The sequence below is a fragment of the Sorangium sp. So ce367 genome (assembly GCF_051520455.1).
GTDB lineage: Bacteria > Myxococcota_A > Polyangia > Polyangiales > Polyangiaceae > Sorangium > Sorangium cellulosum_B.
Window position 1 is genome coordinate 9,868,311 of the sequence record NZ_CP150334.1, and the last position, 12,669, is coordinate 9,880,979.

General features: G+C 69.7%; 10 protein-coding genes and 1 pseudogene. 7 read left to right on the top strand and 4 right to left on the bottom strand.

The genetic code is table 11. The annotated features are described in order from the left end of the window. Positions 1-103 precede the first annotated feature (103 nt). The gene (locus WME97_RS37395; protein ID WP_437544875.1) at positions 104-1,177 is read left to right on the top strand and encodes a cyclase family protein; all 1,074 of its coding nucleotides are present in this window, start codon (positions 104-106) and stop codon (positions 1,175-1,177) included. A gap of 11 nt (positions 1,178-1,188) precedes the next feature. Here the strand turns inward: WME97_RS37395 and WME97_RS37400 are convergent, their stop codons facing one another. Continuing rightward, the gene (locus WME97_RS37400) at positions 1,189-1,668 is read right to left on the bottom strand and encodes a GNAT family N-acetyltransferase (protein ID WP_437544876.1); all 480 of its coding nucleotides are present in this window, start codon (positions 1,666-1,668) and stop codon (positions 1,189-1,191) included. Between the two features lie 89 nt (positions 1,669-1,757). Between WME97_RS37400 and WME97_RS37405 the strand changes: the two genes are divergently transcribed. The 3 genes from WME97_RS37405 (at position 1,758) to WME97_RS37415 (ending at position 5,422) form a co-directional block, all read left to right on the top strand. After that, positions 1,758-2,165 carry a hypothetical protein gene (locus WME97_RS37405; protein ID WP_437544877.1) on the top strand — a complete coding sequence of 136 codons (408 nt, stop codon included), beginning with the start codon at positions 1,758-1,760 and terminating at the stop codon, positions 2,163-2,165. Positions 2,166-2,898: 733 nt separating this feature from the next. Then, positions 2,899-4,224, top strand: a complete 1,326-nt coding sequence (locus WME97_RS37410) for a glycosyltransferase (RefSeq protein ID WP_437544878.1) — start codon at positions 2,899-2,901, stop codon at positions 4,222-4,224. Between the two features lie 67 nt (positions 4,225-4,291). Next, positions 4,292-5,422 carry a polysaccharide deacetylase family protein gene (locus WME97_RS37415; protein ID WP_437544879.1) on the top strand — a complete coding sequence of 377 codons (1,131 nt, stop codon included), beginning with the start codon at positions 4,292-4,294 and terminating at the stop codon, positions 5,420-5,422. A gap of 125 nt (positions 5,423-5,547) precedes the next feature. On the opposite strand, the gene WME97_RS37420 is transcribed toward WME97_RS37415, so the two are convergent. Next, positions 5,548-6,423 carry a helix-turn-helix domain-containing protein gene (locus WME97_RS37420; protein WP_437544880.1) on the bottom strand — a complete coding sequence of 292 codons (876 nt, stop codon included), beginning with the start codon at positions 6,421-6,423 and terminating at the stop codon, positions 5,548-5,550. Between the two features lie 395 nt (positions 6,424-6,818). Between WME97_RS37420 and WME97_RS37425 the strand changes: the two genes are divergently transcribed. The 3 genes and pseudogenes from WME97_RS37425 to WME97_RS37435 form a co-directional block, all read left to right on the top strand. Further along, positions 6,819-7,718, top strand: a complete 900-nt coding sequence (locus tag WME97_RS37425; protein WP_437544881.1) for an SGNH/GDSL hydrolase family protein — start codon at positions 6,819-6,821, stop codon at positions 7,716-7,718. A gap of 164 nt (positions 7,719-7,882) precedes the next feature. Then, on the top strand, positions 7,883-9,220 hold the full coding sequence (locus WME97_RS37430) for an adenylate/guanylate cyclase domain-containing protein (protein ID WP_437544882.1): 1,338 nt from the start codon (positions 7,883-7,885) through the stop codon (positions 9,218-9,220). 151 nt (positions 9,221-9,371) lie between these two features. Beyond that, positions 9,372-9,695, top strand: a pseudogene (locus WME97_RS37435) (TetR/AcrR family transcriptional regulator); the annotation flags it as partial. A 48-nt stretch (positions 9,696-9,743) separates the two neighbouring features. Here WME97_RS37435 and WME97_RS37440 read toward each other — a convergent pair. Together WME97_RS37440 and WME97_RS37445 are read right to left on the bottom strand one after the other, a co-directional pair. Continuing rightward, on the bottom strand, positions 9,744-11,084 hold the full coding sequence (locus WME97_RS37440; protein WP_437555567.1) for a cytochrome B6: 1,341 nt from the start codon (positions 11,082-11,084) through the stop codon (positions 9,744-9,746). Between the two features lie 605 nt (positions 11,085-11,689). Further along, positions 11,690-12,391 carry a thermonuclease family protein gene (locus tag WME97_RS37445; protein ID WP_437544883.1) on the bottom strand — a complete coding sequence of 234 codons (702 nt, stop codon included), beginning with the start codon at positions 12,389-12,391 and terminating at the stop codon, positions 11,690-11,692. Positions 12,392-12,669 lie beyond the last annotated feature (278 nt).

Here is a 12,669-nt window from a genome sequence, read left to right on the forward strand (position 1 = left end):
TGGCGCCCCTGACGGTGTACTCTATGGGTGACATGCGCCCGCGCCCATGACGGAGCGCGGGGCGCTGTCGGTACAACGTGCGATGTGACCCAGGAGGTTGCCTATGAAGCCTGGAGTGATGCCGTTGCGTGGCGCGATCGTGGTGACCATGGCCGTCAGCCTGGTCGCGGGGGCAGCGCTGGCCCGCGGCGTGCCGATGCTGGAGAGTTACGATCCAATGCCCGGTCCCTCGCCGTGGGGCCCTGACGACGAGGCGGGCGCCTCCAACACGCAGACGCCGGACAAGGTCCTCGAGGGCAAGCGCCTGATCAAGGAGGGCAAGGTCTATCGTCTGGGTCACGTCTACGAGCCCGGTATGCCGACGTTCCCGGGCAACCAGGGGCTCTCCCTGGAGGCCGGGCCGACCGCGGTCATCCAGCAGCAGGTCACGAACTCCGAGGTGATGCACGGGGAGTTCGGCCAGATGGGGACGGAGTTCGACGCGCTGGGCCATTTCGGCTACATCCCGCCCGGGAGCACGGACCCCGCCGACGCGCTCTTCTACAATCAGTTCACTGGCGCCGAGATCCTCACGGAGGACGGGCTCGCGCACCTCGGCGTCGAGCACGTGAAGCCGCTCGTCACGCGCGGCGTGCTCCTCGACGTCAAGCGCTACGCGAACGGCGGGGAGACGCTCGCGTTCGGCCAGGAGATCACCCTGGCCATGGTGAAGAAGACGCTGCGCGCGCAGAAAATGGACGAGCGCGACATCGGCGTCGGCGACGTCGTGCTGATCTTCACGGGCTGGGAGGAGAACTGGGAGCTCGGCACCGAGGGGTATTACACGCAGCCAGGCGTGGGGCTGGCCCAGCCGGGGATCGGGCTCGAGGTCGCGAAGTGGCTCGCATCGAAGGGCATCGCCTGCGTCGGGTCGGACAACTTCGGCATCGAGGTCACCCCGCCGAAGCCTCCGGTGGCGCCGGGGGTGGTCTTCCCGGTGCACCATCACCTGCTGGTGAAGAGCGGAATCTTCATGCACGAGGTGATGGTGCTCTCGGAGCTGGCCGCGGATCTGGCCGCGGAGCTCCAGGAGCGGCCCCACGGCCACAAGAGCCCCTACGAGTTCTTCTACGTCTACAGCCCGCTGCCCCTCCGGGGCGCGTCCGGATCACCGGGCATCCCGCTCGCGATCCGGTGACCGGGCAGCCGTCAGCCCAGGCGCTTTCTCATGCTCAGGCTCGTGATCCGGTAGCCGAGCGACTCGTAGAGCCGCCGCGCCCGCGTGTTCTGCGCGAAGACGTGGAGCTCCATATACCGCGCGCCCAGGCCGCGGGCGGCCTCCTCGGCGAGCGCCATGACCCGGCGCCCGAGGCCCCGGCCGCGGGCGTCCTCACGCAGGTGAATATCGTAGATGAACGCGCTTCGAAACCCGTCCACGCTGGTCATCCCGATCCAGAGGTGCCCGACCACGGCATTCCCTTCCAGCACCGAATAGAGGTGGTGGTCGGGGGTGGCGAGCCCCTGCGGCAGCAGCGCCTCCACCTGGGAGCGCGCGTTGCGCAGCGCGTCCGCGGTCCGGGCGTCCACGGCGCTCGCGCGCTCGCCCGCGTACGAAGAGATCGCGAGCTCGACGAACGCATCGAGCTCGCTGACATCGAGCGGCCGCAGGGCGACGGGCAGGTCGGTCATCGGTAGATCCTACTCTCTCCTGCCCGGCCGTGTAACCCGGCTCGCTCGCTCGCTCGGCTGCTCTGGGTCTGATAGAATGGTCGTTGGCCATGCTCGAGCTCCTCCGCAACGCGCACCACACGGTGACGATCGACCCGGTTTCGCAGATCGCCCGGGTCACGAGGAGCTCGCTGCCGTCCGAGTCTGTCGCGCAGTTCGAGGAGCTGTGGATGGAGGTGAGCCGCGCGCTCGACCGGGTCGACCGCCATCGGCTGTGTCTGCTCATCGATCTGCGCGCCGCGGTGGGGCGGAACGACCCGCAGTTCGAGGCGGCGATGCAGCGGATTCGGCCGCCCGTGATGGGCCGCTTCCGGCGCGTCGCCATCCTCGTGCGGACGACCGCGGGGGCGCTGCAGATCCAGCGCCATTTCCGCGAGGACGGCATCGATCGGATGATCGGCAGCGACGAGGCCCGGCTGCTCGACTACCTCCGAGAAGCGCCGGCGCGCATCCGTTGATGCGGGTCGCGATCGGCGCAGCCCCCCCCAGACGCGCGCAGCTGCGCCGTCCGCGATCCGCATCGAGGTGTCCTCCGTCCGGCGATATCCATCGCGGTATCCCATGTTCCGTGAGGAGACGATGATCGGAAGTCACCCGCGGCGCCGCCGCAGGGCGAACGGCTGCCAACCACGCTCCATCCCAGACCGACCCCCGGCCCGCCCTCTACAGTGCTCGGACGAGCCAGACGCGGCTCACCTTTCGTGAGCGGCCGGCGACGATTCTTGTAACCTGGCGAAAATAAACGGATTTTCTGGCCATCGACCGCGCCGCCACGCGGGCTCTCGGTGAGCACCTGGGCCGGCGAGAGCCCGCGAGGGACGTGGCCAGTCGAGGACTGGGACGGATCACCACTCCTGGGCCGCTGCCCATGTCCTTATTGAGCTTTGCGGCCCCCTTACTCCGGTCTTCTCGTTTGTTGTGCGATGTGCTTGTCAGTTCGCGAATTCGCCGTATAGTGGATGCGAGTCGCGCCCCTGCCGTCCGCAATTTGTTCATGCGGCGTGTTGCAGCGCTCGTGTCGATCTGCCAGGTCGAGGCCCCATCCGTCCCGGTTTCGCTCTGGCGATGCCCTGGACGATGTGTTCCGTACCGGAGAAACACGGCGCGACGGGAGGACGGCGAGGCATGCCTGGCGCTCGATGAGCGGTCGAGTCGAGAGATCGACAGTCTACTCGATGGGGGGAGAGGGGTATGGTGGTACGGACCGATTGCGGTATCGAGGCTCGTGATCTCAAGGATTCACGGGCCTCCCGGCGGCTCGCCATCGCGCACGTGGTGAGCAGCTTCCAGACCGGCGGCGCCGAGCAGGTGGTCGTCGATCTCGCCGCGTCCCAGCGCGCCGCGGGTCATGACGTGCTGGCGGTCGCGATCGCCGAGGATCCGGACGGCCCGCGCGCCGAGCAGCTCCGGCGGCGCGGGGTCGAGGTGCACCTCGCGCCGAAATGCCCGGGGTTCGACGCGACGCTCACCGCCCGCCTCGCCGCGCTGTTCGCGACGAAGGGCGTCACGCTCGTCCACGCGCACAACCACCTTTCGCTCATCTACGCGGCGCCCGCCGGATGGCTGCACCGGGTCCCCGTCATCCACACGAAGCACGGCGTATCTCAGGACATGCAAGGACGGAGCTGGCTGCGCCGCGCCGCGTCCGCGTTCGTCGATGCCCATGTCGCGGTGTCGCAGCCGACCGCGGCGGTCGTCCTCGGCCGGCGCGAGGTCGACCCGCCGAAGCTGCATGTCGTCGTGAACGGCATCGATCTATCGCGGTTCGCGCCGGATCCGGCGGCGAGGGTGCGGGTGCGGGCCGAGCTCGCGATTCCACGAGACGCCTGGGTCGTCGGGAGCGTGGGGCGCCTCTCTCCCGTGAAGAACCACGCGTTGCTCGTGCGCGCCGCCGCGACGTCGCTGCCCCGGAACGGAAGGGTGCTCCTCGTCGGCGAGGGCGCCGAGCGAGGGCGGCTCGACGCCCTCGCGCGCGAGCTCGGGGTGTCCGAGCGCGTGCTGTTCGCCGGGGAGCGCCACGACGTGCCGGCGCTCCTCGCCGCGCTCGACGTGTTCGCGCTGCCGTCCCTCTCCGAGGGCCTGCCGCTCGCGCTCCTCGAGGCGATGGCCGCTGGGCTTCCGGTCGTTGCGACCGACGTGGGCGGCGTGTCCACCGTGCTCGTCCACGGGGAGACAGGCTTCCTCGTGCCGTCCGACGAGGCAGCGCCGCTCGCCGCGAGGCTCTCGGAGCTCCACGCCAATCCCGCCCGCGCCGCGCAGATGGGCCGGAGCGGCCGGATGCTCGCGCTCCGGCGCTACTCCGCCATCCGGATGGCCGAGCGCTACATGGAGCTGTACGCGCTGCTGCTCCTGCGGCATTCGCGGCGCGCCGCCGCTGTCCGCCCGAGCGCCCTGCTCGCCCGGATCTGGGGCGCGGACCCGGCGCCGCGCGCAACCACCGCCGCCCCGCACCGCGACGGCGGGCGAGCTCTCGGCGATCACCCGTCGTCGCGCTCGCCAGCGCCGCTCGCGAGCTGATCGGGCGGCGGAGCGCCGCCGTCGCCGAACGCTGCTGCTTTCAAACGCTCTCGAGGGGGGACGACTCATGTCGAACGCAATGCGATGGCTCTCCGATCTCCTGGCCTCGCCCTGGGCGACCCGGCCATTCACACCGATGATGCACGGCCATTCGACCATCATCGTGATGCATCGGCTCGCCGACCCAGATCGCGGGATCGAGGGCCTCGATCCGCGCGCCCTCCGGCGCGCGCTGCAGTTCCTGCGACGCGAGCGGTATCCGCTCGTGTCGCTCGAGCGGGTGTTCCGGGGCCTCGCGGGCGAGGAGCCGCCCATCGACCGGGCCGTCGCGTTCACGATGGATGACGGCACGATCGACCAGGCGACGGTCGCCGCGCCGATCTTCGCGGAGTTCGATTGCCCGGCCACCATCTTCGTGGTGAGCGGCTATCTGGACGGCCATCTGTGGTGCTGGTGGCACCGCGTGGAGCACGTGTTCGAGACGACGCGGCGCCGCGAGCTCAGCGTGATGGTGGGCGGCATCCACCACGTCATCCGCCTGCACGACGGCGTCCCGCGGGCGCAGCTCGCGCGGCGCTTCATGGAGCGCTGCAAGCGCGTGCCCGAGACCGAGAAGCTCCGCGCCATCCAGCGGCTCGCCGACGCGGCCGAGGTCGATCTCCCGGCGCGCCCTCCCGCGCGGTACGCGCCCATGTCATGGGATGACGTCCGCGCGTGCGAGGCGCGCGGCATCACGTTCGGTCCGCACACGGTCACCCATCCGGTGCTCTCCAGGACGAGCGACGCGCAATCAAAGCACGAGATCCACGTGTCCTGGGCGCGCCTGCGCGCGGAGGCCAGGCGCCCGGTCCCCATCTTCGGTTATCCGAACGGGCACGTGGGGACGGACTTCGGTCCTCGCGAGTGCGCGACGCTTCGCCGGCTCGGCTTCCTGGGAGCCGTGACCAACTGGCCTGGCGACCATGCGACGGTCAGCGGATTCCGTAGCTCCGCGGACGCGCCGTTCTCGGTGCCGCGGATCGACTTCGGCGCGGATCACCGGAGCCTCATCCGCTCGGTGTCGGGCGTCCTGCGGACCAAGCAGCTGCTGCAGCGGCAGCTCGCCCTGCGAAGCCCGGTGGCGCCGGTCGATCCGGGCCTGACGCCCGATGGATCCCAGGAAGAAGCCGAGGGCCCGCCGGCCCCGCTGGTCCAGTGATCGCGGAGCCCGCGCGCGGCCGCTCATGCAGATCGCCGACGGCGCGGCCCCCCGGCGCGCGCCGGAGCGCCAGGCCCTGCTCGGCGCGAAGGGATCGCCTGCGCCCAGGAAGCCTGACCGGGCGCTCACTTCTTCCGATAGGCGCCCGGCGTCGTCCCCGTGCGGCGCTTGAACGCCGTCGTGAGGTGCCCCTGATTGGAGAAGCCACACTCCAGCGCGATCTCCGCGATGGACAGCCGCTCGTCCTGGAGCATGGTCATCGCCTTCTCGATGCGGCGCGAAATGACGTACTGGTGGGGAGTCTGGTGAAAGGCGCTCTTGAACAGGCGCGAGAAATGGTCGGGCGAGTAGCCCACCAGCCCCGCCAGGTCGACGAGCCCGAAGTTCGAGGAGAGCTCGCTGTCCACGAATTTTTCGATCTGGGTTCGCTGGCTCCTCGAGAGGCTCGCGTTGCGCAGCGAGATCTCCGCCCCGGATCCCGCTCCGTACCGCGCCGATAGGTAGGAAGCCAGCGCCAGGCAGAGCGACTGCACGTAGACGGCCCCGAAGTACTCCTGCCCCTCGGCCTGCGCCTGCAGGCGACGGACCAGGTCGACGACATGGGCGTCGACCAGACCGAACCGCGGCTCCCGCTCCGGGACCAGCACGCCGGACGGAGACGCGCAGAGCGCCAACATGGATGCTTCGGGGAAGTTCACCGACGTGCATACGGAGGGCCGCCCCAGCCACTCGACGCTGTACAGCCTGGTCCTCCGCGGCAGGAGGTCCATCATTCCCGAGAGCCGCTCGAAGGAATGCTCCCGGACCTCGCCCGAGGTCGGCTCCGCGAAGCGAATGTCGACCTGCGAGGGGCCTCCCGTCCACACCAGGACCGCGTCGCTCTGCGCCTCGAGCCCCTCGAGCCGGCCGCTCTCGGGCACATACCCGATCCGGAGGGGCAGCCCCACCCAGTCCGATCCGGTGAGCGCCGCGCCGTACTTTGCTGAATACTCCGCGGTCATGCCTGGGGTCGCCCCGGAGCATCGTCGGCGTCGAGGAACAGGGGGGTCAAGCCCCTCGTGCGCTGGGCATGTGAGCGCACACACATCTCTGCTCGCTGGCGCCGGGTGGATCGGGTCCCGCGCGTCGGGATCCTGAAAACCTTCGCCGGGAATTTGAACGACCTCTCTGCGAGCGCCACGTACCCTTCCCTTCACTTCCTCGCAGAGGCTGTGCGGGTGGTGTGGCATTGCGCCGAGCGCCCGCCCCCCTCTGCTTACAACACAATTTTCTTCGGTCGCTGACCGAGAGCGGGGCTCACATGTCTACCTCGACCTCTTCGCTGCTCGTCCGCCGTGGCGCATTCGGCACCTTTGCCCGCGGGATTCCGCTCGTGGGCCTTCTCCTGGTCAGTTCCATGGCCTGCTCCAGCGCTTCCGATGGGTCGTCCGACGGCTCGGGCGGCTCCGGAGGAGGGGCTTCTTCCTCCGGCGACGCCCAGACGACGAGCGCGGGTGAGGGCTCGGGAGTCTCCTCGACCACGAGCGGAGCGAGCAGCACGACGGCCACCAGCGGCTCGGGCGGTGGCGCTTCTTCCAGCAGCTCGAGCAGCGCCGGAGGGGATGGGGGCGCGAGCAGCAGCAGCAGCTCAGCGGAAGCATCGAGCGGCAGTGGCGGCTCTCCCGACACAGGGTTCCAGCCTTGCCCTGCGACGGGCGCCTGCAAGATCCTGCCCCTCGGGGACTCGATCACCTTCGGTCTCGGCTTCGACGGCGGGTACCGGGTCGAGCTCTTCCACCTTGCCACGCAAGACGGCCACGAGGTCACCTTCACGGGCACGCAGCAGATGAACGGCCCCGCGATGGTCGATGGCAAGCCGTTCCCCCGCAATCACGAGGGCATCAGCGGAGAGACCATCCAGCAGATCGCCAATCGTATACCGACCCCGGGGCTCCGGGAGATGCCGCACATCGTGCTGCTCCACGCCGGCACCAACGACATGTATCGAGAGCCGAACGGCGCCGACACCCGCCTGGGCGCCCTCATCGACGAGCTGATCGCCGAGGCGCCCGACGCGCTGATCGTCGTGAGCAACATCATTCCTCTCCCGAACGGCGCGAACGCGGTGAGCACGTACAACGCGAAGATCCCCGCGCTGGTCGAGGCGCGCGCCAGCAAGGGCGCGCACGTCGTCTTCGTCGATCAGTTCAAGGACTTCCCCACGTCCGAGCTCGGCGACGGGGTCCATCCCAACAAGGCTGGTTACGCCCGGATGGCGGGCCGCTGGTACGACGCGATCTCCGACTACCTGAGGTGATCCGGGCGCCAGCCCGATCGAGAGACCGCCGACCCGCTCGGGGCGCGCGGGGCGCGATTGCCCGACACCACGAGCGTTCCGTCCCGCGCGCGGAGCACGGCGCGGCAGCGGCCGATTGACGACCACGCTTGCGTGCGCCGGCGCGCGATGTGTACGCTCGCCCGGTGCGCGCCTCGGTCGGTGAGATGCAGGAGCACGGCGGGGCCGGCCATCTCGGCGCGTCCGTGCGCGTGTTCTTTCGCGAATTCCTGACGGATACGGGCGCGCAGCGCGCCACGCGCCAGCGGATCCGGACCGCCGCTGGCGTGAAGTTCCTCGTCGCTGCACCCATCCTGGTGCCGGCGGGACTGGCGTTATCGACATTCGCGGAGCGCGCGCCTCACCCTGTGCACGCACGCTTCGTGGTGGCCGCCTGGCTCGCCATGCTGGCGGTCTCCATCGTCGCGAACGGGGCCTTGTTGGCGGTCACGCGGGGCGGAGGGCGGGACACCTCGATCATCGCTCGCGCGCTGACGTATGTCACGCTGACCGCCGAGCTCGCGTCGAACCAGCTGGCCATGCATGCCACCGGAACGCTGGTGTCACCGTCGGCCCTGTACATCGTCATGTTCGTCGCGCTGTACCGGATCTTCCTCGACTTTCGGTTCGGCCTCTTCGCTGCGGTCCTCGGCTCCTGTCTGTACTGTGGCGTGGGCACCCTCGAGCTCACCGGCGTGATCCGGCCGCATCCATTGTTCAGCCCATCTTCTCCACACCTCTTCTATGCCGAGCCCGCGGCCGCGGCGACCGTGATGGCCAACATGGCTGCCGGCATCTTCCTGGTCTTCTTTGCGTCGAACTACGCAGTGAACCAAACGGCCAAGCTCCACCGCTACCTCACGGAGTCCGTCCTCCGACGCTACCTGCCGCCGTCGCTCGTCGAGCGCGCCGCGCACGGAGAGCTGCGGATGGACGCCGAGCCCGAGCGGCGGGTGGTGACCGTGATGTTCACCGACCTCGTGGGGTTCACATCGCTGTCGGAGAGGCTCGGCGCCGAGGCCGTCGGGCGGCTGCTTAACCGGTACCTGTCGACGGCGGCCGACGTGGCGCACGCGCACGGAGCCACGGTCGACAAGTTCGTCGGGGACGCCGTCATGATCGTGTTCGGAGCCCCCGATGCCCTCGACCCGGCCGAGCAGGCGCGTCGCTGCGTCGCGCTCGCGCGCGACCTTCAGGCCACGCTGCCGAGCGTGGGTGACGGTGTTCGCCTCGTCGCCCGCGCCGGCATCAACACGGGTGAGGCTGTCGTGGGCAATTTCGGGTCGCTGGCGCGCTCGGACTACACCGTCATCGGACCTGCCGTGAACATCGCCGCGCGGCTCGAGACGGCGAGTGAGCCGGGCCGTATCCTCATCGGCGAGAGCACGGCGAAGCTGCTGGACGGCGCCGTACCGCTGGAAGCCGCTGGCGAGCTCCGGCTGAAGGGCGTAGCTGCGCCGGTGCGAGCCTTCTATGTGAAGTGAGCGGTCGGCCGTCTGCGTGCCCGGTCCTCCGGTTCAATCGATCGTGAGCATCCTCGTCGGTCGACCTGGCTGGCGATGACCACCTACGTGAGGGCGGCGGGCTCGCCAGTGCGGCGCGCGGCGGACGACACCCGCCCGAGGGCATCTGCCGATGCGAACAAGACGAGCGATGACCGCACGGCAGAAAAAACCGCACGCGACCGGCGCCTCCCTCATCTGGGACCGCCCGGAGCCGGCGCTCCGTCCCGCTCCAGGGCCGCTGAGCAGAGACCGGATCGTGCGCGCGGCCATCGCGCTCGCCGACGCGGAAGGCCTCGCCGCCGTGTCCCTGCGCAAGATCGGGGCATCGCTCGACGCCTGCCCGATGCGCCTCTACGGCTACCTGGACACCAAGGAGGAGCTGCTCGAGCTCATGGTGGACGCGGTGTACGGGGAGATGGCGTCCGCGGGGCCGATCGGCGCGCCTCTCCTGCGGCGCGCCGTCGGGAAAAGGCCCCCGCGAGCGGCGGTAGCCGCAGCCTTTCTAGAGCACCCGCAGGAACGCCGTGAGATCGGCCTTCTCCTGCGCTGTCAGCTTCGTGCCGAGCACGAGGTTGAAGAACTCCACGGTGTCCTCCAGCGTGAGCAGGCGCCCGTCGTGCAGGTACGGTGGGCTGTCCTTGATGCCGCGCAGCGGGAAGGTCTTGATGGGGCCGTCCGCGGTGGCCATCCGGCCGTTGATGAGCACGGGCTTGAAGAAGCGCTCCGCCCTCAGGTTGTGCATCAGGTTGTCCGTGTAGTACGGCGCTGCATGGCACGTCGCGCACTGGCCCTTGCCGTTGAAGATCTGCTCTCCGCGGAGCTCCTCCGGCGTGGCCTTCGCGGGGTCGAGGCGCCCGTTCAACGCGAGCTTCGGCGCCGGGGGGAAGTCGAGGATCTCCTGGAACTCGGACATCGCGTGGACCTGGTGCCCGCGGTCCAGGATGTTGATCCCCTTCTTCACGGCGATGACGATGTCGCCGTCGAAGTACGCCCCTCGCTGCTCGAACTCGGTGAAGTCCTCGACGGTCTTGAGCGCGCGCTGCGAGCCGAAGAGGCGCTGGATGTTCACGCCGCGCAGGGTCGGGGTGTCGACCCGGTGGCGGAACTCCTGCGGGCGGGTGTCGCCCACGAGGTGGGTCGCGTTGTTCGTGTGCCCGTTCGCGTGGCAGTCGAAGCAGGCGACCCCGAGGCTCGCCCTCTCCGAGCGCCGGTCCGAGGTCGCGTTGAACTGCATCTGCGGGAACGGGGTGACGAGGAGCCGGAGCCCCTCGAGCTGCTTCGGCGTCAAGATGCCGTTGAAGAGCTCGTGGAAGTTGGCGATGGTGACGAGCTGCCCCCTGGAGACGTCACCCAGGTCAGGCCGCGTGGTGAGGTAGATCGGCGCCGGGAACTCGGAGATGAGGTGGTCCGGCAGGTCGAAGTCGAGATCGAAGCGCGTGAGGTCGCGCCCTTCCTGCCGCTTCAGCTCCTCGATCTGGAGCTTCGGGAAGAGCATCCCGCCTTCCGGCTGGTTCGGGTGGGGCAGCGGCAGGAAGCCCTGCGGCCAGAGGCCCTGGTCCCGGATGGCGTCGGGCGTGAGCGCGGCCAGCGATTCCCACGTCGTCCCCTTCTCGAGCTTCACACGGACACCGCCCTGGACGGGCTTTCCGCGCGACATGGTGACCCCGGGCGCGGGGCGGTTCGCCAGGTCGTACCGCGCGTCGAGCAGCGTCTGGTGGCGCTTCATCACCGCGGGTTTGTCGGCCTTCATCCGGGCGACCAGCGCGGCGAACGGCTCCTTGTCGTCGACCGGCAGGTAGCTCGTGCGGGGCGTGGCGGGGCCGGGCGGCGGATACGCGTTCATGGGCGCCCTCGGGCCCGTGGGCGCGACCGCCTCGGGCGTCCCCGGCGGCGTGCCGCGCGTGCTGTCAGGTGCCAGATGTACCGCCCCCGGCGTCGAGGCGCAGTTCACGAGGCCGAGCGAGAGCGCGGCAGTGCACGCGACCACGCACGTGATATCCATTCTCTTCACAGGCATACGAGCGGCTCCTTCACGAGGGGTACGTCGTCAGAAATGGCTGGCCGAGCGCCCCGCCTCCCGGCGCGCGGAGCTCCCGCCCGGTGCACACGAATGGCGGCTCGCCGGGCACACAGCCGAGGTGCCGTGGGCAGTTCCGCCCGCAGGCGACTCCTGTGCCAGGGGCGCGCCCGCTGTGCGCTCCGTTCCTGATCAGGCGCGGAGCGGGGCAATTTGCGCGGGAGATCGTGCCTCCTCGCTCGGATCGGCGAACGAGCACGCCTCGCGCCATCGCGGGTCGCCGTGCCCGCGGAGCTCACGAGCGCGGCTCCGTCCAGCCGATGTGCGGGCGGCGCGAGGCAAACTGCCACGATCCGTGGCATCATGGCTTGCGCCGCGCCGCGCCGCGTGCGCGACCGGGGCGCGAGCGCGCGCGCCCGGCGGCGGTCCGTTCAGCGGCCCTGTTCGTCCCGCTCCGGCCTGGCGCGGAAGAACGGCGCCCTGACGTCCTTCGCGTCGAAGAAGAACACCCGATCCCAGACGGGGACCCGCTCCCGCTCCGCCAGATCGACCACGTCGCCTCGGGAAAGGCTGCCGACGAGCTTCGCGCTCGACTGGCCTCGCATCCTCCACCGGAACTCGTACGGGAGCAGGACGCTGGCGTCGCCGAACATGCCGCGGCGCTCGGCGAAGCTCCGCCGCGCGGCCTCGGAGAGCTCCCGGGCATGACGGAGGTTCGGGGCGACGATGTAGGTCGTCGCAAGGCCCTCCTCCAGCATCTGCCGGTTGATGAGCCGACCGCGCGACAGGACGTATCCGAGGACGCGACCGTAGGCGTCGAACGGCTGTTGGTCCGTCTGGATCTCGACCTCGGCGCCGTCGGGGAGCAGCTCGGAGAGCCGCTCGGCGGCCAGCTCGGCCCAGTAACCTTGCGAGGCGCCGAGGAAGTGCGTCTCCGGCGTATCGATGGAGAGCATACGGACAGGATGGATCACGCCGTTCTCGTCGCGCACGCGGAGCGTGTCGCCGTCGACCGTCCTCACCACCTCGGCGAGGAACCTGTCGCTCGGCAGCTCCCGGCGCGGCCCCCGCCTCCAGGCGACAAGAGACACGTAGTCGATGAACCTCCGGAACTCCGGAAGCAATCCTGCCATCGCCCCCTCCTATGATGGATAGCCCCACAGAGACCGCCGTTCGCGCATCGCGCGGACTTTCACCCTGCCCAGGCGGCCTGTTCCATGAAGATATAGAGAGGGCCCTGGCCCTAGGAAAGCGCTCGCCGCGCCTGACCCGGGGAGCGCGAGGTGGCCTGAAGCGCCGGTCGGATGGGGAGGGAGAATTGAACGCAAAGGCGCAAAGACGCAAAGACGCAAAAAGGCAAGAGGGAATATCTCCTCCTTCGCTCCCTTGGAGCACCGGCGCTGCAATCTTC